Origin of the sequence: Thermococcus nautili, assembly GCF_000585495.1 — an archaeon.
Lineage (GTDB): Archaea > Methanobacteriota_B > Thermococci > Thermococcales > Thermococcaceae > Thermococcus > Thermococcus nautili.
The window spans coordinates 26,249-47,579 of record NZ_CP007264.1; the positions used below are offsets into that span (position 1 = coordinate 26,249).

The 21,331-nt window shown below is 55.0% G+C and carries 25 protein-coding genes and 2 tRNA genes; 9 read left to right on the top strand and 18 right to left on the bottom strand.

Annotation, left to right across the window (positions count from 1 at the left end; translation table 11 throughout):
• Window positions 1–8: 8 nt before the first annotated feature.
• From BD01_RS00170 to BD01_RS00185, 4 genes are all read right to left on the bottom strand, one after another.
• Complete coding sequence (locus tag BD01_RS00170) at window positions 9–1,283, bottom strand: TIGR04013 family B12-binding domain/radical SAM domain-containing protein (protein ID WP_042688690.1); 1,275 nt, start codon at window positions 1,281–1,283, stop codon at window positions 9–11.
• Window positions 1,284–1,351: 68 nt separating this feature from the next.
• A complete protein-coding gene (gene hpkA, locus BD01_RS00175; protein ID WP_042688694.1) occupies window positions 1,352–1,555 on the bottom strand; it encodes an archaeal histone HpkA in 204 nt (67 codons plus the stop codon).
• Window positions 1,556–1,831: 276 nt separating this feature from the next.
• Complete coding sequence (gene dcd / locus BD01_RS00180; RefSeq protein ID WP_042688697.1) at window positions 1,832–2,311, bottom strand: dCTP deaminase; 480 nt, start codon at window positions 2,309–2,311, stop codon at window positions 1,832–1,834.
• A gap of 727 nt (window positions 2,312–3,038) precedes the next feature.
• A tRNA-Arg gene (locus BD01_RS00185) sits at window positions 3,039–3,116 on the bottom strand.
• 91 nt (window positions 3,117–3,207) lie between these two features.
• Here BD01_RS00185 and BD01_RS00190 point away from each other — a divergent pair.
• Window positions 3,208–3,636: a hypothetical protein gene (locus BD01_RS00190; protein WP_042688700.1), complete on the top strand. Its 429-nt coding sequence runs from the start codon at window positions 3,208–3,210 to the stop codon at window positions 3,634–3,636.
• 49 nt (window positions 3,637–3,685) lie between these two features.
• Here the strand turns inward: BD01_RS00190 and rpl12p are convergent, their stop codons facing one another.
• From rpl12p to BD01_RS00230, 8 genes are all read right to left on the bottom strand, one after another.
• The gene (gene rpl12p / locus BD01_RS00195) at window positions 3,686–4,006 is read right to left on the bottom strand and encodes a 50S ribosomal protein P1 (RefSeq protein WP_042688703.1); all 321 of its coding nucleotides are present in this window, start codon (window positions 4,004–4,006) and stop codon (window positions 3,686–3,688) included.
• A 59-nt stretch (window positions 4,007–4,065) separates the two neighbouring features.
• The gene (locus BD01_RS00200; RefSeq protein WP_042688704.1) at window positions 4,066–5,088 is read right to left on the bottom strand and encodes a 50S ribosomal protein L10; all 1,023 of its coding nucleotides are present in this window, start codon (window positions 5,086–5,088) and stop codon (window positions 4,066–4,068) included.
• A gap of 5 nt (window positions 5,089–5,093) precedes the next feature.
• Window positions 5,094–5,744: a 50S ribosomal protein L1 gene (locus tag BD01_RS00205; RefSeq protein ID WP_042688706.1), complete on the bottom strand. Its 651-nt coding sequence runs from the start codon at window positions 5,742–5,744 to the stop codon at window positions 5,094–5,096.
• Between the two features lie 79 nt (window positions 5,745–5,823).
• Window positions 5,824–6,315 carry a 50S ribosomal protein L11 gene (locus BD01_RS00210; protein WP_042688709.1) on the bottom strand — a complete coding sequence of 164 codons (492 nt, stop codon included), beginning with the start codon at window positions 6,313–6,315 and terminating at the stop codon, window positions 5,824–5,826.
• A gap of 34 nt (window positions 6,316–6,349) precedes the next feature.
• Window positions 6,350–6,808, bottom strand: a complete 459-nt coding sequence (locus tag BD01_RS00215; RefSeq protein WP_042688711.1) for a transcription elongation factor Spt5 — start codon at window positions 6,806–6,808, stop codon at window positions 6,350–6,352.
• A 10-nt stretch (window positions 6,809–6,818) separates the two neighbouring features.
• Window positions 6,819–7,004 carry a protein translocase SEC61 complex subunit gamma gene (locus BD01_RS00220; RefSeq protein WP_042688714.1) on the bottom strand — a complete coding sequence of 62 codons (186 nt, stop codon included), beginning with the start codon at window positions 7,002–7,004 and terminating at the stop codon, window positions 6,819–6,821.
• Between the two features lie 30 nt (window positions 7,005–7,034).
• Entirely contained in the window at window positions 7,035–8,156 is a 1,122-nt protein-coding gene (gene ftsZ / locus BD01_RS00225; RefSeq protein ID WP_042688716.1) for a cell division protein FtsZ, read from the bottom strand.
• 115 nt (window positions 8,157–8,271) lie between these two features.
• On the bottom strand, window positions 8,272–9,090 hold the full coding sequence (locus tag BD01_RS00230; protein WP_042688718.1) for a D-aminoacyl-tRNA deacylase: 819 nt from the start codon (window positions 9,088–9,090) through the stop codon (window positions 8,272–8,274).
• A gap of 228 nt (window positions 9,091–9,318) precedes the next feature.
• Between BD01_RS00230 and BD01_RS00235 the strand changes: the two genes are divergently transcribed.
• Genes BD01_RS00235 through BD01_RS00245 form a run of 3 tightly spaced genes read left to right on the top strand, consistent with a single transcriptional unit; the run spans window position 9,319 to window position 13,087 of the window.
• Window positions 9,319–10,353, top strand: a complete 1,035-nt coding sequence (locus BD01_RS00235) for a TAXI family TRAP transporter solute-binding subunit (protein WP_042688721.1) — start codon at window positions 9,319–9,321, stop codon at window positions 10,351–10,353.
• Window positions 10,350–10,805 (top strand): DUF1850 domain-containing protein, encoded by a 456-nt coding sequence (locus BD01_RS00240; RefSeq protein WP_245599248.1) that lies wholly within the window; start codon window positions 10,350–10,352, stop codon window positions 10,803–10,805. The genes BD01_RS00235 and BD01_RS00240 overlap by 4 nt, the downstream gene beginning before the upstream one ends.
• A 2-nt stretch (window positions 10,806–10,807) precedes the next feature.
• On the top strand, window positions 10,808–13,087 hold the full coding sequence (locus tag BD01_RS00245; protein ID WP_051482135.1) for a TRAP transporter permease: 2,280 nt from the start codon (window positions 10,808–10,810) through the stop codon (window positions 13,085–13,087).
• On the opposite strand, the gene BD01_RS11120 is transcribed toward BD01_RS00245, so the two are convergent.
• Window positions 13,078–13,254: a class III signal peptide gene (locus tag BD01_RS11120; protein WP_084606304.1), complete on the bottom strand. Its 177-nt coding sequence runs from the start codon at window positions 13,252–13,254 to the stop codon at window positions 13,078–13,080. The two genes, BD01_RS00245 and BD01_RS11120, sit on opposite strands and share 10 nt — an antisense overlap.
• Before the next feature lie 69 nt (window positions 13,255–13,323).
• Entirely contained in the window at window positions 13,324–14,532 is a 1,209-nt protein-coding gene (locus BD01_RS00250) for a hypothetical protein (RefSeq protein ID WP_042688726.1), read from the bottom strand.
• A 58-nt stretch (window positions 14,533–14,590) separates the two neighbouring features.
• Here BD01_RS00250 and BD01_RS00255 point away from each other — a divergent pair, with 58 nt between their 5' ends.
• Complete coding sequence (locus BD01_RS00255) at window positions 14,591–15,184, top strand: RNA ligase partner protein (protein ID WP_042693053.1); 594 nt, start codon at window positions 14,591–14,593, stop codon at window positions 15,182–15,184.
• A 31-nt stretch (window positions 15,185–15,215) separates the two neighbouring features.
• Window positions 15,216–15,292, top strand: a tRNA-Thr gene (locus BD01_RS00260).
• 318 nt (window positions 15,293–15,610) lie between these two features.
• Here BD01_RS00260 and BD01_RS00265 read toward each other — a convergent pair.
• From BD01_RS00265 to gcvPA, 3 genes are all read right to left on the bottom strand, one after another.
• The gene (locus BD01_RS00265) at window positions 15,611–15,904 is read right to left on the bottom strand and encodes a hypothetical protein (RefSeq protein WP_042688729.1); all 294 of its coding nucleotides are present in this window, start codon (window positions 15,902–15,904) and stop codon (window positions 15,611–15,613) included.
• An 89-nt stretch (window positions 15,905–15,993) separates the two neighbouring features.
• Entirely contained in the window at window positions 15,994–17,496 is a 1,503-nt protein-coding gene (gcvPB, locus tag BD01_RS00270) for an aminomethyl-transferring glycine dehydrogenase subunit GcvPB (RefSeq protein WP_042688731.1), read from the bottom strand.
• On the bottom strand, window positions 17,497–18,843 hold the full coding sequence (gene gcvPA, locus BD01_RS00275; protein WP_042688734.1) for an aminomethyl-transferring glycine dehydrogenase subunit GcvPA: 1,347 nt from the start codon (window positions 18,841–18,843) through the stop codon (window positions 17,497–17,499).
• Between the two features lie 136 nt (window positions 18,844–18,979).
• Here gcvPA and BD01_RS00280 point away from each other — a divergent pair, with 136 nt between their 5' ends.
• Complete coding sequence (locus tag BD01_RS00280) at window positions 18,980–19,660, top strand: HAD family hydrolase (protein ID WP_042688737.1); 681 nt, start codon at window positions 18,980–18,982, stop codon at window positions 19,658–19,660.
• A 39-nt stretch (window positions 19,661–19,699) separates the two neighbouring features.
• Complete coding sequence (locus BD01_RS00285; protein WP_156927369.1) at window positions 19,700–20,281, top strand: hypothetical protein; 582 nt, start codon at window positions 19,700–19,702, stop codon at window positions 20,279–20,281.
• On the opposite strand, the gene BD01_RS00290 is transcribed toward BD01_RS00285, so the two are convergent.
• Window positions 20,268–20,546 (bottom strand): hypothetical protein, encoded by a 279-nt coding sequence (locus BD01_RS00290; protein WP_042688742.1) that lies wholly within the window; start codon window positions 20,544–20,546, stop codon window positions 20,268–20,270. The two genes, BD01_RS00285 and BD01_RS00290, sit on opposite strands and share 14 nt — an antisense overlap.
• Window positions 20,547–20,637: 91 nt before the next feature.
• Here BD01_RS00290 and BD01_RS00295 point away from each other — a divergent pair, with 91 nt between their 5' ends.
• Entirely contained in the window at window positions 20,638–21,315 is a 678-nt protein-coding gene (locus tag BD01_RS00295) for a metallophosphoesterase (RefSeq protein ID WP_042688745.1), read from the top strand.
• Window positions 21,316–21,331 lie beyond the last annotated feature (16 nt).

Consider the following 21,331-nt stretch of genomic DNA (forward strand, 5'->3'; position numbering starts at 1 on the left):
CCCTTTCGTCAGCAGACTGAGTTTATACTTCCGTGGTAGCTCATCGGCTCCTCGTAGAACTCCTCTATCAGCTTCTGGAGTCTTTTTGAAAGCTCTATCTGAATCCCCCACGAGCCCTCTATTTTTCCCCTGGCGGCCATTCTACCGAGGAACTTCTTCATCTCCTCGCTCAGCGGACTCGGCTTGCACCGCGCCCAGGGAGTTCCAGGAAGGGGCATGAAGTAGTGCGCCCTAACCTTCCCGCCCTTCCTCATAATCCACTTCATCAGCTCGATGCTCCTCCTCTGGCTCTCCGCGCTCTCGTTCGGCAGGCCGACGATGAAGTCAACCACCGGCTCGAAGCCGTACTCGAGCATGTACTCAACGGCCCGCTGAACGTGCTCGACCCTGTGGAGCCTGTGCATGGCTTTGAGCATGGCATCATCTCCACTCTGGGCCCCAATAGCTAGCCTCCTGTTGTCGGCGTAGTCAATGAGCAACTCTAGCGTCTCAGGAAGGACGAACTCCGGCCGAACCTCGCTTGGAAAGGTTCCATAGAATAGCCTCCTGCCCTCTTTCCTGAGGGGCTGGAGGGCCTTGAGAAGGGCCTCAAGCTTGTTGAGCTTCAGTATCGCACCCGGACTCCCGTAGGCGAAGGCGTTCGGCGTTATGTAGCGCATGTCCTTCATTCTCCGTGAGTACTTCACAATCTGGTCTATGGGCCTGTGCCTCATGCGGAAGCCCTTGATGTAGGGAGTTTGACAGTAGTAACAGCGGAAGGGACAGCCTCTGCTTATTTCTATCGGCGAAATCAGGCGGACGCTCTCCGGATACGGTGGAAAGCGCCAGAAGTCCTCGACCTTCGCGAAGCCGGTAAAGGTAAACTCCCCGTTGAGGTAGAAGGCGAGACCCTTCACCTTGGCGAGCTCGGGGGTTATTCTGTAGTTTGTTCTCTTCAGGGTCGTTAAAAGCTGGTATATTACCTCCTCACCCTCCCCGATGACGGCTACGTCAAAGCCGAGGACGTTGAGCGTGTGCTTTGGCATCGCTATCGCATGATAGCCTCCCGCCACGAGAAGCGCGCCGTTCTCCTTCAATAGCCGGACTTCCCTCGGGAGGTCGCCCCAGATTTCCTCCGTGAAGAAGGAGTAGAGGACGACTTTGGGTTTTGCCTTCAGAATCTCATTGAAGTCCTTAGTTATTAGGAGCTCGCCCAAATCGAAGCCCTGGCTCTCAAGGGCTCCAAGGAGGTGGACGAAGGCGTTGTGGTTGCGCCTGGTCATTCGAACGGCTATTTCCGGCATGGTCGAAAGCGCGAGAAGAGGCTTAAAACGCTAACGGTTTGAAATGGGTAGAAAAGCCAAAAAGGCCATCAGGCCTTGATGGCGAGCTTGATGTCCTCGGCCTTGACGGTCTTCCTGCCGGCGTGCCTGGCGAACTCGTTGGCCTTCTTGGCGAGCTCGATGGCGTACTCCTCGAGGTACTCGGCGAGGACCTTGGCGGCCTCCTCGCTGACCCTCTCGGCACCGGCCTTCCTAATAAGCCTGTCAATCGGGGCAATTGGAAGCTCGGCCATTCACAACACCTCCGTAAAAGCTTTTTCGGTATCCTCTAAGCAATCGGAGGTATATAAACCTTTCGGAAAAGGAGCCCAGTTCTGCCCTTAAATCGGCAGTGAACCTAAATATACATGTCATTTTGATGTGAAAAATTGGGAAATGGCCATAATGGCTCGAAAGTTTGTGACAATTGTCGAAAAGGGGGAAGAAGACGTTACCTGGGTAGGGGCATTAAAACATCATTGGAACCCGACCACAGGGGGAGATTATGGAAAGAAATGTTACAGCAGAGACTAGCTCTTTTTCACTCCCTTCCTCTTAGAGAGAGCGATTCCAGCGCTTCCCTGATACCTTCCGCGATAGGGATTCCTCGCAGGCCCTTCAAGGCGGATGAAGGCAATCTGAACGAACCGCTCCCCGTAGGAGAGCTCAACCGGCTCCTCCGAGGCGTTGTAGATGCCGAGGGTCAGCTTTCCGTCCCAGCCCGGGTCAACCCAGGCAAAAGACCCAATCAGCCCTTCCCTCGCGAGACTGCTCCTCAGCTTCATGTCTCCCATGACGTCGTCCGGAAGCTTGATCCTCTCAAGAGTCAAAACGAGGGCGTACGTTTTGGGGGGAATCACGAAGGTCCCGAGCTCTTTAACGTTCAGAATTTCACCGTTGAGGTAAGCCTCATCGCCAACGCGAAGGTCGTAGCCAGCAGGTTGCAGGGACTCCTCAGAGAAGGGCTCGATTAAAATCTCCTTTCTTATCTTCCAATCGGGGAGCATCATACCAACCACCGCTGGGGATTTAAGGCGGTGGTATAAAAATAATCCGGCCGATGATGAGCGGTTGGCCCGGCACCGAGGGGTGCGGAGGGCCACCACTCCTGAGGCCGACAAGCTTTGCTTGCGCAAAGCTTGACCAAAATGGTTTAACTGTCCAAAAGGGCAAAAGGAAAGTTGTATGCGTTATCAAGCAGTCCACTGGTTCGGGGTTTACACTTACAATATCTCCTGGAGAAGGTGTTTAACTTAAAAGGGTGCTCGGAGGGCGCTAATGTGAGAAAAACACGCTTAAAACTGGCGAGTTTGGAAGTAAACTCCCCTGAGAACAAACCATTCAAAAGGCATGCCGGCTTTGATGAAACTTTGCTGGGCAAAGTTTCTTAACGTGGGGCGAAGCCCCACTCGGGGGTTTGAGAGTACAGGAAGCTTTGGAAAAAGCTTCACCAAAAGTTAGTAGCTCCTATGCAAGGACTTGAATGGAGGAGATTTTGCTCGCAAAATTGCACATTTTCAAAGGAGAACACACCAAAACCGCCCTTACAAAAGGGTTTACTCTCTCTTGACGCCCTTCGGGCGTCGATTCTAAAAGATAAACCATTTATCCCAAGAAGCAATGTCAGATGGTTCTCACACTCAAAACGGCCTATCAATAAGGAAAATCTCTCAAAAGTTAACTCTGAAGAAGGAGCTACGAACCTTGGTCAAACTTCGCGCAGGCGAAGTTTGTAACTGGCGGGCCGGGCGGGATTCGAACCCGCGACCTTCGGCTCCGAAGGCCGACGCCCCATCCAGGCTAGGCCACCGGCCCACCCCTGATGGTTCCGATGGGCTAAACATAAACCTTGCGGTTCGCGAAAACCTTTTAGGTTACCTCGGCCAATGTTAATTGGGGAAAAGGAATGAGAAGAAGCACAAAAGTGCTCATCGTAAGTGGGGTCACCATCGCAGGCTTTTTCGCACTGGCACCGGCGCTTCCCCTTTATTCCCTGCTGGTGCGGAGATATGGAGCAAGTGCAGTGGATACAACAACTGTGGTTTTAGGACTTATCGGCCTAATCACTTTAGTTGTTGGAGTAACACTCAGAAAGTTTGAGAGCCTTCCGAGAAACGTTGCCCTGTACGAGACCGCAGGATTCTTGATGCTTGGAACCTTCGGTGTGGCTTGGATAAACGCACTCAACGGCCTCAAGAACACGGTTGAAAAGGTTGTCGTTTCCGTCCTCTTCTTTGTAGCTTACGTGGTCTTTATGGAGTTGCTGAAGAGAAGGCTCAACCCAGACAGATACAGAAGGATGTGGAAGACGATTGTTGTCTTCAGGAAGCGCTGAGAAAAGTTTTGAAAAGCCCGCCCGAAGGCGGACAAAAGGGAAGAGGAGTTCAGCCGAAGAGGGCGCCGAGACCAGCGAGGGCCTCCTCCTCGCTGACCTCTTCCTCTTCCTCCTCTTCCTCCTCCTGGGCCTGCTCGGCACCGCCCTCGGCGGGAGCCGGAGCGGCGGCGACCGCGACCGGAGCGGCGACCGGCATGGCGGCCTTCTCGATGACCTCGTCGATGTTGACGCCCTCGAGCGCTGCAACGAGGGCCTTTATCCTGGCCTCATCCGGGGTGACTCCAGCGGCCTCAAGGACGGCCTTGAGGTTCTCCTCGTTTATCTCCTTACCAGCGGCGTGGAGCAGCAGAGCGGCATACACGTACTCCATCTTTTCACACCTCCAATCATCTTCATTCCTTTATTCACACGTGTGCGAGGGAAAGTAATTCAGCCGAAGAGGGCGCCCAGTCCGGCGAGCGCATCCTCCTCGGATGCCTCCTCTTCTTCCTCTTCCTCCTCGGCCTCCTCAACCTTCTCCTCGGTTGGCTGAGGAGCCGCGGCAACGGCCACTTGGGCCTGAGCGTTTAAAAGCTCTTTGGTCTTCTCGTCAAGCAACTCCTCGGGCAGGTTCTGCGCTATGAGCAGGACGGCACGGAGAGCCCTGCCAAAGATGTCCTCGATGGTCTCAGGCGTGATGTAGCCAGCTTCGACTGCAACGTTCTTGGCTCCAAGGTAGGCCTTCTGGATGATGGCTTCGATGGTCTGCTTGGTCGGATAGGCGGTGTTAACCGACAGGTTGAAGGCGTGCATGTACGCCTGCTGGAGCATGTTGATGTACTCCTGCTCGTCTATCGCGAGGACGTCCGGGGTGTAGACAATGCCGTCCTCGTAAGCGGCGAGCAAGTTGAGACCGACCTCGAGGGGCTCGATACCAAGGGCGTTGAGGATTCTCGCGAGCTGTTCGGTTATAACCTCTCCCGCCTTGAGGACGGTGTGGTCCTTCTGAATGCTAACCTTACCCTTCTCAATCCTCGCGGGGATTCCAAGGGCCTGCATCTCACCGACGAGCGGGCCCGGTGGAATCGAGGTCGGTCCGGCTGGAATGACGACGTCCTTGGGAACGACCGCTCCGGGCTTGGCCGGGGCGGGGGTTTTGCTCTCCTCGAGGAGCTTGTAGAGCTTGAAGGGGTTCATCTCGGTGGCGAGTATCGCCGCTCCTCCCTCGATGTAGTCGGCGAGCTTCTCGAGGTCCGGCTTGTTGAGCTCCTGGGCGGCCCTCTTTATGGCCAGCTCGATGAGGGTGTTCCTGCTGACCCTGAGAAGGGCCTTCCCGCGAAGCTTGTCACGCATCTTGCTGAGCGGGTAAGCGGGGACACCGGCCACGTCAACGAGGGCAATCACTGGGTGGCTCTTGATAATCTTGGTGAGTTCTTCAACTTCCTTCTTCTTCCACTCGGCTACGTGGGCCATCTCCCTCACCTCTCAACCTTAACGGCCGGGCCCATTGTGGTCTTCACGTACACTGACTTCACCTGGTTCTCTCCGCGCTCGAGCTTGTTGATGATGGCGTTGAGAACCGCCTCGGCGTTCTCAGCGAGCTTCTCGTCGTCCATGTCCTCGGTGCCTATCGGGGCGTGGACAACCGGGTTGTTCTTGAGCTGTATCCTGACGGTCTTCTTGAGCCTTGCAACTATCGGCTCGAGGTTGGTCATGGTCGGCGGAACGACCTGCGGCATCTTGTTCCTCGGACCGAGGTACCTACCGAGGTACTTACCTATCTTGGGCATCAGCGGAGCTGCGGCAATGAAGAAGTCGTAGCGCTTCGCTAATTTCCTCGCTTCCCTCGGGCTCTTCGCTATCTCCTCAAGCTGCTCTCCACTAATCACATCAAGCCCGAGCTTTTTAGCCGCCTCAGCCACGGCACCATCAGCGATGACCGCGATTTTTGGCTCCTTCCCACGACCGTGGGGCAGTACAACCTCAAGCTTAAACCTGTTCTCCGGCTTGCGGAGGTCGATATCCTTGAGGTTGACTGCTATCTCGACGGTCTGTGTGAAGTTGCGCGGCTTAGCCCGGGCCTTCGCCTCCTTCACCGCTTCCACGAGTTTCTGCCTGTCGAAGGCCATTTACAGCCCTCCCTTTCGTTTTCGATTTGAGCCGAAAAAGTCAAAGATGCCTAAAAGGAGGGATTTTTAAAGTTTTCCCTCACTCCTCGGCTTTCTCAAAAATCTCGTCGTAGAGTCCTTCGTCAATCTCCCTCTGAACTTCCCTTGGGTCCTTGCCTTCAACCGTAACGCCCATGCTGAGGGCGGTTCCTATGACTTCCTTGGCCGCAGCCTTGAGGTTCGGTGCGAGCATCTGGTCAATCTTCATCTTGGCTATCTTGACGACCTGCTCCATGGTGAGGTTCCCGACCGGAGTGTGGCCGGCCTCGCTTGAGCCCTTCGGAATGCCGAGCTCTTTCTTGATGAGCTGGCTGGTCGGGGGAATACCGACCTCAATCCTGAAGGTCTTCTTCTTGGGGTCCTCAACGATAATCTTGACGGGAACCTGCATTCCCTCGAATTCCTTGGTGGCCTTGTTTATCTCGTCAACGACCTGCTTAACGTTCAGTCCGAGGGGACCGATGGCCGGACCGAGCGGGGGTCCGGGTGTGGCCTTTCCACCTTCAACGAGGACTTCGACAACCTGTGGCATTCATCTCACCACCTTTACTTTTGTCTCGGGCCTGTCACTCCTTCTGGCGTTTGCTTATAAGTCTAACGTATTCGCCCCTCACCGTGACCGGTATCGGGACGATTGAGCCTATGAGCTCGACGACAATTTCGTCCTTGCTCTCGTCAACCCTGACGACCTTGGCCTTCTCACCCTTGAACGGGCCGGCTATGAGTTCGACGATGTCGCCGGGCTCGAAGCCGCTGACGGCAGGTTTCTCCTCGAGGAAGTGCTCTATCTCGTGGAAGGGAATCTCGCCGGGGAGAACGCGCTTCGCGTGGCGGATTCCCCTTATGGCCTCGTCAACGGCGCTCTTGTTTGGGGCCTCCACGAATATGTACCCCTTAACCTTGCTTGGCGCAAGGATGGCCTGAATAGGGATGTTGTAGGTCTTAGCCTTGCTGTAAACGAGGTTCGCGGTCGTGGTTTCCTGGCCCACGGTAACGCTGACGGTGAATATCTTTCCCTCGCTCATGGCGCAACCCTCACGAGCCCGTGATGAAGTAACCGACCATCCTGATGAGCATGCCTATGAGGCCTATGAGAATCATTCCAATGCCGGTAATCTTGACGGCTAGCTTAAACTCCTTCATTCCCGGCTTTCTCGTAACGAGGAGTACCCTCTTGGACTCTGAGAGGAACGTTTTAATCTTCTCGATGGTGCTCGTCACTTCCTTCACCCCTCTAAAAGTTTAAAGGATTCAAAGCTCGTCGAGGTCGAGCTTGATGGTTCTCTTCTCTTCTTCACCGAAGTAGGACTTCTCCTCTTCCTCGGCGACGGCGTACGGCGAGCTAACGCCGGTGACAACGAGGAGGATTCTAATCATCTTGCCGAGCTCCTCGTCGAGCTGGATACCCCAGATGACCTGCGCCTCGGGGTCGAGCTTGCTGGTGACGAGTTCGATAATCTGCTGTGCCTCCTCGAGCTTGACGTCGCTTCCGCTGATGCTTATCAGAGCGCCCTTGGCACCGCTTATGTCCACGTCGAGAAGCGGGCTGTTGAGTGCCTGCTGTGCCGCTTCGAGGGCCCTCTTCTCGCTGTCGCTCTCGCCGATGCCTATCATCGCAACACCGCCGTCCTTCATGACGGCCCTTACGTCGTTGAAGTCGAGGTTGACAAGGCCAGGCTTGGTGATGAGCTCGGTGATGCCCTTGACGGCCTGGACGAGTATCTCGTCGGCGACCTTGAAGGCCATGTGAATTGGAAGGTTCGGGGCAACCTCCATGAGCTTGTCGTTCGGTATGACGATGACGGTGTCGGTGTTCTTCCTGAGCCTCTCGAGACCGTACTCAGCGTTCTTTATGCGCCTTATGCCCTCAACGGTGAACGGAAGGGTAACCACCGCAACGGTGAGTGCACCCATCTTCTTGGCTATCTCGGCAACGACCGGCGCGGCGCCGGTTCCGGTTCCTCCACCGAGACCGCAGGTGATGAAGACCATGTCCGCGCCTTCAAGGGCCTCCCTGATTTCCCTCTCGCTCTCCTTCGCGGCTTCCTCACCCATCTTGGGGTTGTTGCCTGCACCAAGGCCCCTGGTAAGCTCTTTTCCGATGAGTATCTTCTTGTGGGCCCTAATCTTGAGAAGGTCCTGTGCATCGGTGTTGATTGCGATTATCTTAGCGCCCTCGATTCCAACCTGCATCATCCTGTTAACGGTGTTACAACCGGCACCGCCGACACCGACGACGTATATCTTGGCCTGAATCTGCTCAAGGAGCTTCTTAAGCTCCTCATCTATGTCCGACTGGGGCTGAACCTCCGGAACGGCCTTGGGCTGGGCCGCCGAGGTTCTCTCAATGGCGTCCTCAATCAGCTTCAGCATCTTTTCACCCTCCGAAGAGTTTAACACCCTTTGGAGTTTGTATGGGAGTGGTATATAAACTTAGCTAACCCGAAACTGAACTTAACTGGCCCGTAGTCTCTTTAAAGGTTTCGGCTCAGTCCCTGATGAACTCAAGGCCGAGCTCCTCCGCCAGCGACCTTGCGAGTTGCCTCGTCTCACCCTTGCTTCCCTTCCAGTCAACGTATATCGCCTCAACTTTTTCGGCGGTTCTCTCAATGGCCTTCAGGAACATCTCCCGGGAGAGGGGATGCGCGTACTTCGGGGCTATGTGGCCGAAGGCTATGTCGGTCTCAAGGGCGCGCTTCGTCTGCTTCGGCGCGTAGTGACCGCCGCCTATTCCGATGGCAACCTTGAACTTGGCTTTTTCGTAGTTCTCAAGGACGTAGACAATTGTTTCGGCTATTATCTCGCCCGCCCTGTCGTTGGCCCACTCCTCCTCGCTCGAACCAATCTCTATGAAGAAGCTCGGAACCTCGAGCTCGCTCGGCCCGTGGTGTGTTGCTTCGTAGCAGACGGTCCAGCCGAGGTCGTTCAGCTCGTTCATCTTGAGGAGGGCAAGCTTCATGGCGCTCGGCAACGCTATCGCTAGGCTCTCGTCCTTCCCGCCGTACATGGCCTTTCCCCAGTTGCCCGTCACGTGGGTCGTCAGGGCAGGCAACTTCTGCTTGCTTGAATGCCTGGAGGCGAAGGCTATCACCTCGGGCATAAAACCGAGCTGAGCCTCTATGGCCTTGTCGAGGTTGTCGTAGTAAATCATCTCGTCGTTGGTCGTGAGTATTAGCGTCTCACCGCTCCTGTAAACGGGGTTACCGTCGAAGACCATGTCGGTTTCCTTGAACCTGAAGTTCTCAATGAGCTTCTCCATTATGTTCATTGAAGCCCTGTCGATTTTCGTGGTCATGATGACCTTCATGGCTTCCACCGGGGCCAGGTTAGTGGGGAGGTTATAAAACGTTATGGCGATAGCCGCGGGAATGTGCAAAATATATCCATTCACCTTCGAAAATTGAGTAATAACAATAAACCATGGGCCGCAGGTTTTTCGAAGTTGTAACGCAAACTATTTAAAAAGGGAAAGTACACTAATAGACTAATATGGCCATATAGCCATATTGTGCACATTGATGTGGAGGTGGGTGGTTTGAAGAAGTTAACAACCCTGGCCCTTGTGGCCGTTTTGGTTCTCTCAATGGTCGTCGCCGGCTGTATTGGCGGGCAGAGCTCGACAGAAACCCAGACCGGAACCTCGGGAACGTCCGGGGAAACGACCTACACAGGAACTATAACAATCTACACTGGAGGAACCAGTGGAGTCTACTACCCGTTGGGCTCCAAATACGCGGAGCTCCTTAACAAGGCTGGAATAAATGCCAAGGCCGTCACGAGCGGTGCAAGCGTTTCTAACGCCAAGGCAATCGGCGACGGCAACGCCCAGGCCGCGATTATGCAGAACGACGTGGCTTACTACGCCTACAACGGCCTTTACATGTTTGAGGGAAGCGCGATAAAGAAGCTTCGCGGTGTCGCGGCACTCTATCCTGAGACAGTTCAGTTCGTCGTTAGGGCGGACAGCGACATAAAGAGCCTTCAGGACTTGGCCGGAAAGAAAGTCGCAATAGGTGCCCCGGGAAGCGGAACGGCCGTTGCAGCCGAACAGATTCTTAAGGCGGCCGGCGTCTGGGACAAGATTCAGAAGGTCAACCAGAAGTTCAGCCAGGCCGCCCAGGCCCTCAAGCTCGGCCAGATTGACGCGGCAGTTATAGTTTCCGGAGCTCCGACTCCGGCCATAACCCAGATAGCCGTTACAACGCCCGTTAGGGTCATCCCGATATCAGACGATATCCTCAACAAGCTCAAGAGTGAGGGCTACATCTTCTACGTCAGGCAGGTTCTCCCGAAGGACACCTACAAGGGAATGACCGAGGATACTCCAACCCTCGCCGTCAAGGCGATTCTCGTCGTCAGCGCCGACCTTCCGGAGAGCGTCGTCTACGAGATGACCAAGGTGCTCTTCGACAACGTTGACCAGCTCCGCGCAGTCCACCAGAAGGCCAAGTACATAAGCCTCGATACGGCCCTCGACGGTATGAGCATACCGCTCCACCCAGGTGCCTACAAGTACTATGAGGAGAAGGGCCTCAACGTCCCTGACAACATCAAGCCACCGAGCGGGTGAGGGTCTTGAAAAGGGCCCTTTTCTTTTTTGCCATCATACTCCTCGTCACAGCCGTTTTTCCTGTTAATTCCCTGGTGATAACGACTAAATCATCCTCGTACGTTTATCACCTCGGTGAGGTCTGGCTCAGGATTGAGTACAACCACAGTGTGGAGCACAGCGAGGTAATCGAGGTAATCGAGGTCAACTCAAGCGGGATGTTCGTCAGGAAGATGCTCTGGAAGGACTTTGGGGCCGGCCTTCCGGAGGACATCCAGGGGAGGGAGGGCGACTATTACTACAAGGTCATCGACCAGCCACTCGGGAAGAGCCTCGACTACTGGTTCATACCCTTCAACCGGCCTCAAATCGTCGTGAACAACGCGTCTGTAATCAGGCCACCGACCCCGGGGCTCGTCCATTTCCGGGTTGAGAGGTGCCCCCTGATTCTCACAGCCTTAGGGAGGTGTTAACTTTGGAAGAGAAGCATGTGGAAGTTGAGGAACTTGAGGAGGTAATAAGCAGGACGAGAAAACTGCCCCCAAAGCTTGAAATGGTCGTGACGGTATCGGCGGTGCTCATTGGAATATACGAGATTCTCTTCATCTTCAACTTCAACGGAGCCCTCTACGACATGCTTTCCCGCGTTGGAATAAAGCTCAACTTCCTGCTCTACACGCTCCAGAGCCAGCAGGGAGAGGCCTTCGTTCTGGCGATGATTCTCATCATAGCCTATCTCCTCTACCCGTTCCGGCGCTCTGAGAGGTTCAAAAACGTTGGACTGATTGACTACGTTTTCATAGCCCTGAGTTTGATAACGATGTTTTACCTGTTCTTCAGGTATCCGAGCTACGCTGAAACAGCAACGGTCTACAAGAAGGACGTAATCTTCGCGCTCCTTGCGATACTCGTCGTCCTCGAAGCCACGAGGAGGGTGATAGGCTGGGTTCTCCCCCTGGTAGTCATAGTGTTCCTTGGCTATGCCATCCAGAACATCAACTTCAACTGGATGGTCTTCACGGAACACATGTACCTCGCCAGCGAGGGAATCTTCGCGACACCGCTCTACGTCATGACGATTTACGTCTTCGCCTTCATATTCTTCGGAGCATTCCTGCTCAAAATAGGCATAAGCGACTATATAACGGAGTTCATGATAAGCCTCTTCGGTTCCCGCCCCGGAGGCCCGGCCAAAGCCGCCGTCATAGCGAGCGGTCTCATGGGAACCGTCAGCGGTTCGAGCGTCGCCAACGTCCTTACCACTGGAACCTTCACGATACCGCTCATGAAAAAGGCCGGCTATCCGCCAGAAATAGCGGGAGCCGTTGAGCCGGTGGCATCTACCGGTGGCCAGCTGATGCCCCCGATAATGGGTGCGGCGGCGTTTATAATGGCGGAGTTCCTTGGAGTGCCCTACAACAAGATAATCATCGCCGCGGTCATTCCTGCCCTCGTCTACTACTCGGGCGTTTACCTCTTCATAGACAGGGAAACCAAGAGGCTCGGCCTTAAGGGTATGCCCAAGGAGCACTTCAAGCCGATACGCTACTTCCTGAGGAAGAGCTACATCCTCCTGCCGATAGCCGTCATAACGGTCGCCCTCGTCTGGGGAATCCCTGCTCACATCGCGGCAATATCATCCCTAGGAATAGCAATCTGGGTCGCATGGATTTCCAAGGACGAGATTAGAGGTAACGAGGCGCTTTACGTGGCAATAGTCCTCATCGGAACGTTCATAATGTTCGCAGGCAAGGGTTACCCCATCCTCGTCGCCCTAACGGCCCTCCTCTTCGTCCTCGGCGCGCTGAAGAAGGAAGTGGAGTTCAACGAGAAGTTCTACATAACGGCGCTGTTCCTGCTCTTCATAGCCTTCAACCAGGCAATCGGCATGAGCAAGGAGAACCTTCTCTTCCTCACGGGAATCTTCGGAATAATCTTCTCGCTAATCGTTGGAGCAATATCGAAGACGCGCGACGGAAAGGAGATGTTCTCGGCGACCTACGAGTCAATGATAGAGGCCGGAAAAACGAGCACAGCGGTCATGCTCGCGGCCGCGAGCGCTGGACTTATACAGGGCTCCCTAACGATAACCGGCCTTGCCAACTCCCTCGGTTACCGTCTGGCGGACCTCACGGGCGGAAACCTCTGGCTCCTGCTTATAGTCACGATGATTTTCAGCCTGATACTCGGAATGGGCGTCCCGACAACGGCGAACTACATCATAACCTCACTCGTCATGGCGCCGGCAATATATCAGGCCGTCAGCTCGGTTTACCCATACAACCAGCCGGTTCCGGGCTTTGGAACAGCCATAGCCCTCCTCGCGGCGCACTTCTTCGTGTTCTACTTCGGAATACTCGCGGACATAACGCCGCCGGTGGCGCTCGCCAGCTACGCGGGTTCGGCCTTAGCAGGCGGTGACTTCTGGAAAACAGCCCTCAACGCCGTTCGCTACGCGGTTGCAGGATACATCGGTCCCTACATCTACTTCACGCACCCGGAGATGTTCATAATAACAGTCAAGGACTGGACACCGACGATGGTTGGAACAGTGGTCTACGACCTGTTCGCCACGATACTCGTGCTATACATGCTGTCGGTCGGCTTTACAGGCTGGCTCAAGGGACACCTTAAGACGTACTACAGAATAGCGATAGTTGTGGTGGCATTTATCGCGGCCTCACTCCACCCAATACCGGTGGCGGTTGGACTCGGACTGCTCGCGCTGGGAATGCTTGGAAAGGTTCAGGGCTGACTGTTCGTCATGTTCTGGAGTATCTCCACTATTTCTTTATTTGCCCGGTTCATGTTCTCAGCTGCTGTTTGGGCGGTTCTGTGCATGAGCCTGACGGCTATAAGGACCATCGTGAGCGCGAGTGCAATCATGAAAAGGTACTCTATCGCGGCCTGGGCTGGCCTCATAGCTCTCACCCCCTAAAACTTAGAACGTTTGTGGCTATAACCTTTTGGTATATGAATCGAAGGAGAAAATCAGTAAAGCATAACCTCAAAGCCCAACTCGCTGAGTAAATCGGCAAGCTCTTCGCTATCAACGTAGGCCAGCAGGTGGTGGTTTCCGAGCGTTCCGTCGAGGAACTCGGAGGCATCCTCAATCCTGAGCTTCACCTGCGTTCTGCATCTGTTCTCTAGGTGCTCGTTGCCGACAACATCAACACCGGCAACAACCGCGCGCCTTCCGCGAACCTTGAAGAGGCTCGCCTTTTCCTTTGGGAACTCGACGTCAACGCCAACGCCGATACCGCTCTCGAAATGGCTCCTCAGGCGGTAGCGCCAGAGCAGGGGCGCGGTGCAGTGGGCGAGTATGATGTAGTTCTCCCCGAAGTCCGCAACGTTGCCCATGAAGGCGGGCTTATCGAAGTACTTCCTCACAATGTACATCCCTAGGAGCGAGTTCAGCTCGCCCTCACAGCCGGCCGGAATCCCCTCGGCGTTGAACATTGCGAGGGCCAGACATGGCGTGGCGTTGAGCTTGCCTATGAGGTCGAAACAGCCTATCGTGAAGCCATCGAGCCTGTAATCGCGTAGGATTTCCTTGATTGCAAGGTATATCCTTCCGGCCTTCGCTAAGGCATCTTTTCCGGGTTCCTTCACCTCGCTTGCCCGCTCAAAGATTTCCTCAACGACCTTCCAGCCGTCCTCATCGCTCACCTTATCGTAGTACTCGTAGAACTTCTTGAGGCTAATCCTCGTGTAGGGGAGCTCAAACTTCTCGTTGACGAGCCAGGGGGAAACTCTGCCGATGAGGCCGAGCCTGGCCCGGAGGAATGGTTCGAGGGTTTCGAGGGAGTCTTCGTATGCGAGCAGAGCGGCCTTGAGCTCGTTCATGTCCTTGACAAGAGTCGAGGGAACGAGCCTCTCGCGCAGGAACTCCCTGATTTCGATTCCAGCGGCGAGGGAGTTGTTGAAGGGGTCGCCGAAGATTACGGTGGGCCTTCTGAAGACGAAGAACTCTTTGAGGAACCCTTCAGTCCCACCCGTTAAGGGGTAGAGGATTATGGCATCAGCCTCGTTGAAGTTGAGCTCCTCCTTGGCCTCCCGAAAGTCCGCCTTTGAGCTCAGCATAAAACCGCCGACGACGTCGAAGTCCCCGGCAAGGGCGGTGAGGAACTCGGAGGCCTTCTTCTCAAACGACTTCGGATTCGCGAGTTCGCTAACCCCGAAGGCAACGCCAACCTTCATGCTTCCACCCAACCTTTTAAAGCTCCGACCCTAAATAACCTTGTGGTGGCCGATGACGCTGAGGTTCGTCCTCGACACGAGCATATTCGTCAACCCCGAAATCCGAAAGGACTTCGGCGATAACCCAACCGAGGCCATGAAGACCTTTCTGGGCTACGCCGAGAAGCTCTTCGGGAAGGTGGAGTTCTACATGCCGCCGGGCATCTACCGCGAGGTCATGCACTTCGTTGACGAGGAGCTGAAGCCGGAGATAGAGCTCTACATCATCAAGAAGCCTCCAAACCTGCACGACCTCAAGATTCCGGCCTTCGTCGTTTACGAGCTCATAGACGACATAAGGAGGCGGGTTGACAAGGGGCTTAGGGTTGCAGAGAAGGCCGTTCGAGAGAGCGTCGTCGAGACGGACAACGTGGACAAGATAATCCAGAAGCTCCGGAGGAACTACCGCAAGGCCCTTCGAGAGGGAATCGTTGACAGCAAGGAGGACTTTGAGCTAATTCTTCTCGCCAAGGAGCTGGACGCGACGATAGTTTCTGCGGACGTTGGAATCCTGACGTGGGCGCAGAAGATGGGCATCAAGTGGATTGACGCTTCAGCGTTCAAGGATGTCCTTGAGGGTCTCGTCGAGAAGCTTGGAGGGAAAAATTTATAAAGGCTCCCTCCATCGTATCAACGTCAACAGCGCCCCGGTGGCTCAGCCTGGTGGAGCGGCCGCTTGGTAAGCGGCAGGTCGCGGGTTCAAACCCCGCCCGGGGCTCCATCGAAACTTTGCTGGGCAAAGTTTGACCAAGGTTCGTGATTCTCCTCTAAGAATGCAATTCTAAGAAGTTTGCACTCTCAAGTGCCAGTACTCTCAAAGAATTCTCTTCAAGGAGCCCTCTGAGGGCTTCTCTAAGAAGCGCTGAACGCCAAAGAATTCTTTAAGTTGCCGTCGTTCAGGCGTGCTGACCTCAAATTGGTCTCCAAATGATATCAAGAGGAAAGCATTGCCCACTGTGGTGTTGTTCAAATGCTCCCCTTTTGAGAATGCAGTTCTAGGTAAACTTCTTGCAGTGAACTCTATCGAGGTGGTTATGCCTCAGCTCGTCGTGAAGACGGTCCAGCTCTGGTAGTCTGCCTCTATGAGAACCTCAAGAACGTCTTCCTCTCCGTACCGTATCTCCCTTACGGTTATCTCCTTCTTCACGCGCCCCTTCACTACTGCCTTGTGGACCTCTTTTGGGAGCTCTTCCGTGACCGGGATTATTCCGTCCTTCACGTATATCCCGGTTAGCTTGCCTCTCTGAAGCAGAAAGCCCCTCACTGGGACCACGTATTCATCAAACCCCACATCATATCCGGTGTTTTCAACACGTCCGACCCCAACTGTCATACGAATCACCCATGTGTAAGTTTTCTATTACATATTTCCTCTTTAACTTTAAAAACCTTTCTGGGCAAAAATGGGTAGAAAAGGGCAGTTCAGTAGTCCACTTCGCCCTTCTCCTTCAGCTCGAGGTACATCCTCCAGCTGAGGACGGGCTTTTTAGCGGCAAGAACGTCGTCAACGCGCCTCACGGCGGTGTTGTGGGGAGCGCCCTTGACGACCTCGGGGTTGGTGTAGGCTTCCTCGCTTATCCTCTTCAGCGCCTCGACGTACGCGTCAATCTCCTCCCTGCTGACCGTCTCGGTCGGCTCAATCATAAGCGCCTCGTGCACAATCAGCGGGAAGTAAACCGTCGGCGCGTGCAGTCCGAAGTCGAGCAACCTCTTCGCCACATCCATCGCGGTAACTCCGGTCTCTTTCTTCATTGGTTCGGCTGAGAATACCGTCTCGTGTTTCCTCAGGGTCTTGCCGGGCAACTCGTAGCCCTTCGTTCCCAAAAGCTTCCTCGTCAGGTAGTTGGCGTTGAGAACAGCTATCTCGCTCGCGTTCTTCAGTCCGTCCCTGCCCATGACCTTGAGGTAAACGAGAGCCCTCACCATGACCGCGAAGTTGCCGTAGAGCTCCTTCACCTTCCCTATGCTCTTGGGCACGTCGTAGTCGAGGTAGTAGCGCTCCCCATCGTAACCCACCAGCGGAACGGGCAGGTAGTCCTTGAGGAAGTCCTTAACTCCGACTGGTCCGCTTCCCGGCCCTCCTCCACCGTGCGGTGTCGAGAACGTCTTGTGCAGGTTGAGGTGAACGACGTCGAAGCCCATGTCTCCAGGTCTGACCTTTCCGAGGACGGCGTTTAAGTTGGCACCATCGTAGTAGAGAAGTCCACCGGCCTTGTGGACTATCTTCGCTATCTCGAGTATCTCGTCCTCGAAGATGCCGAGGGTGTTGGGGTTAGTGAGCATCAATCCAGCCGTCCTCTCGCCCACGGCGTTCTCAAGGGCCTCCAGGTCCATCGTCCCCTCTTCCGTCGAGGGAATCTCGATGACCTTGAAGCCGGCCATCGCCGCGCTGGCCGGATTCGTTCCATGGGCGGAATCGGCAACGAGCATCTCGTCCCTCTGCGGTTCGCCGTTGTCAAGGTGGTAGGCCCTTATTATTGAAACACCTGTAAACTCGCCGTTCGCTCCCGCTGCCGGCTGTAAAGTAAAGCGGTCCATGCCGGTTATCTCTTTGAGCCACTGCTCCAGCTCCCACATTATCCTAAGCGCGCCCTGAACTGTTCTCTCATCCTGGTAGGGGTGAACGTAGGCGACCCCGGGGTGACCGGCTATCTCCTCGTTTATCTTGGGGTTGTACTTCATGGTGCACGAGCCGAGCGGGTAGATACCGGAATCGACGCCGTAGTTCATCTCGCTTAAGCGGGTGTAGTGCTTCACTATCTCTGGCTCGCTCAGCTCGGGAAGGTTGAGAGTGCTCTTCCTTTTGAGCTTCTCCGGGATTTCGACATCAACGTCCTCAATCGGCTTCGGCAACGTATAGCCGACCCTTCCCTCGCGGGAAAGCTCGAAGATGAGGGGTTCGTCCCACTTAGCCTGGCGGAACATTCAGGCCACCTCCTTGAGGGCCTCGATTAGGGCATCAACCCATTCCTTCCTCGTCGTCTCGGTCGCCGAGAAGAGCGCGGTTTCGCCAAGCTCAGGGAAGTGCTCCCCGATGTAGTAGCCACCGTGGATTCCCCTCGCGAGAAGGACCTCGTGTATCTCGCCGTAGGGCCTTCCGAAGCGAGCCGGCACGTCCTTGAAGTAGAGGCCCTCAAAGGGAATCTCGGCAACCTCGCTCAGCCTCCTCTTTAAGTAGGCGGTGTTCTTGAGTATGACCTCGCCGAGCTCCTTCAGGCCCTTCGGCCCGAGGCTGGCCAGGTGTATGGCGGAAGCAACGGCAACGAGTGCCTCGTTGGAGCAGATGTTCGACGTAGCTTTAGCGCGCCTGATGTGCTGTTCCCTCGTCTGGAGCGTCATGACGAAGGCCCTCTTTCCGTCAGCATCTTTCGTCATTCCGATTATCCTGCCCGGCATCTGGCGGATGAGCTTCTTGTCGTCCCTGACTGCAAAAACACCGGCCCTTGGCCCGCCGAAGTTCATGGGGTTGCCGAGGTAAGATGCCTCGCCGACCGCTATGTCCGCCCCAAGCTCGCCCGGCGCCTCAAAGATTCCGAGCATCGTCGGGTCGGCCCCAACGACGAAGTAGGCACCGGCTTCCTTGGCTATCTCGCCTATCTCCTTAACGTTTTCCTCAACGAGACCGAAGAAGTTGGCCATCTCGACGTAAACTCCGGCCGCGTTTTCAACGGCTTCCTTGAGATTCTCGATGTCGAGCTGGCCGTTCTCGTCCCAGGGAACCTCGACTATCTCAAGGTTCGCACCGCGGGTGTAGGTTTCTATGACGGCCCTCTTCTCCGGGCTTATCGCCTTGGGAATCACGAAGCGCTTCCTCTTGCCCCTGTGGAGTCTAACTGTCATCAAAGCGGCCTCCGCTATCGCCGTCCCCCAGTCGTACATCGAGGAGTTGACTACCGGCAGGCCGTAGAGCTCGGCCATCATGCTCTGGTACTCGAAGAGCGCCTGGAGCATCCCCTGGCTTATCTCGGGCTGGTAGGGGGTGTAGGCGGTCAGGAACTCGCTCCTCTCGATGAGGTACTTAACGTGAGCCGGGACGTAGTGGAAGTAGGTTCCAGCTCCGAGAAAGCTCGGCATCTCGAGGACGGTTTTGTTCTTTGAGAGGACCTCGTTGAGCTCAAGGAAGACCTCGTACTCGCTCTTTCCCTCCGGGAGGTTGAACTCTTTGACCATTCCTTCGGGAACGTCGGAGAAGAGCTCGTCAATTGAACTGAAGCCGATTTCCTTCAGCATTTCATCCCTCTGGGCGAGGTTGGGAAGGTAGTGCTTTCCCATGGCAACCACCTCGAAAGGTTAAGACGGTCGTTTGAAGTACTCCCCTGAGATTATATGCCTTGTGCTCCTGTACATTAGTACAGCCATGTACATCGAAAGCCTTAAAGCCGGCCCGATAACTTCGTGGGGGATGGGCATGATAATCGGCTTCGACTTCGACGGAACGCTCGTGGACAGCTACTCCTGCATAGAGGAGGCCTTTAAGCGGGCACTTGAGAAGCGCTACCGCTGGCTCCCTGGAAAGGGGCTGTGGGCGAAGCTCCTGACGAGAATCGAGCTCCAGTTCGAGAGACCGAGCCTTGGTGGCCATAAAAAGACCCACAAACCGCCGTTCTTCCTCCGGACGAAGTTCTTCGAGACGTGGTTCATCGAGAGGGCGAAGCTTAGTCAGCCCATAGACGACGCCCCGGAGTTACTTAAAAAGCTCAAGGAGGAGGGCCACACGGTCATCTCCTTCTCGGCAGAGGACTTCATAGACGGCATGAAGGTCAAACGGCTGAAGATGGCCGGCCTCTACGACCTCTTCGACGACGTCATCGTCTTTGGCAGGGAGATGACGCTCGACGAGGCCTTTCAGCTCGTCCGCGAAAAGTACGGGAACGAGACCTTCATCTGGGTGGACGACAAGCCCTGGCGCTTCATCGGCAGAGGCGACGAGAACACGGAGTTCGTGTGGTACTACTTCCCGTTCACCGCTCGCTTCGTCGAGAAGAACCGCGAGAAGCTCGCCCTAATCCCGCACCTTCACGTCATAAGGGACCTGTGGAGCCTGTTCGATGTGATTGAGAACGTCCGAAAGAGAAAACATCCAGAATGATAAACTATTTTTAGGATGTTCTCCAACTACCTTTGGAGGATGCCCATGAAGAGCCCCTTCAAGAGCAGGGTAGTGATACTCTCACTGGTCGCGTTTGTTGCGATACTAGTCCTCTCCATAGGCCCTTGGTGGAAGGACCTCATGGGTGGTATAACTCCTGCACCCCCTAACGTTACGGCGATTTACCTCGGCCCTTCACCTCCAGAGGGAAAGTGGCAGTTCACCATCGGGGACAGGCTCCTCGATGACTGCTCCGTTGCGTACGTTTACAACTTTACACCAACTGGAGTGCTCACCGTTTATGAAATAGATGCTGGAACGTTGAAAGCCCTTGGCTTCGAAACGAACGATACCGAATGCGAGGGGAACCTTGGCTACGGCTACCTTGCAGTTAACTTCAGTCAGGAAATTGACACGCTCTCAATAGTCGTTTGGACGAGCAAGAGCTCCTCAACCGGCGATGAGGTTTACTTCGTCGAGCTTGGTAGCTGGAAGTTCGTGAACGGCTCCTACATCGGCTACATAGCGCCGCCTATGGACAAAAACTACATGCTCCTGGGCCTTGAGGCGGTCAAAGAAATGGTGAACGAAACCGGAATCCACTACATCAATCGCCGCTGAGGTACTCCAGGGTGTCCTCCACAAACTCATCCCAGTCCTCGTCGCTTACCTCTTCGATTTTGAGGCTGAATTCCCGCCCAAGGTTCCACCTGACCGCTATTTTCCCGTTATCCGTTTCCGCGATGACGAGCCCGAATGGAACGTCCCCCATCCAGTGGTGCTTTGAGAAATCAACGCGGAACCCCCTTTTCCTTAGCTCCTCAAGAATCAGTTCGTATGTCCTCGCGGGCCCGTGCGGACTCCTCGCAAACCCAATGTAGGCCATTTTTACTCACCATTGTTACCTTGGTGGACGGACTTAAAACCTTTTCGGTTTCCCTAACAAAGTTTAAAAGCATTTAAACGAACCTAAAACCATGGAACCAAAGCCCCTTCCTGAGAAGGCACTGCTCCTCGGGAAAAACCTCATCATAGCCGACCTGCACCTCGGCTACGAGATAGCGATGGCCAGGGAGGGGTTCTACCTCCCCAGGGTCTTCCACGAGGTCGTCGGAGATTTAAAGGGTCTAATAAGGCGCGAAAGGCCGAAGAGGCTAATCATAAACGGCGACCTGAAGCATTCCTTCATCCCTGAGTGGCGCGAGAGGGCGGAGCTCAAGGCGTTTTTCGAAGAGATTAATCCGCTCGTTGAAGAGATAGTCCTCGTCAGGGGGAACCACGACGTTGGAACGCTCTGGCTTAGAGAACTCGGCGTTGAGGTCGTTGATGAACTTGAGCTCGGAAGGTGGAAGCTCGTTCACGGCCACAAGGTCGTTGAAGGCGAGCGCTTCATAATCGGCCACGAGCACCCGGCGATAAGGCTCAGGGACGAGGTTGGGGCCATCGTTAAGGTTCCGGCCTTTCTCCTCGGCGAGAAACTCATAGTCCTGCCCGCGTTCAGCCCCTGGGCCTACGGCAACGATGTCCTCAGGGAGATTGTATCGCCGTTCCTCAGGTTTTATAGTGAGGACTTCAGGGTTCTTGTACCCGTTGGTAATGAACTCCTGGATTTTGGACGGCTCTCCAGCCTTAGGACAGCCCTCTCACGGCTGTGACGAAAAGTTTAAACCC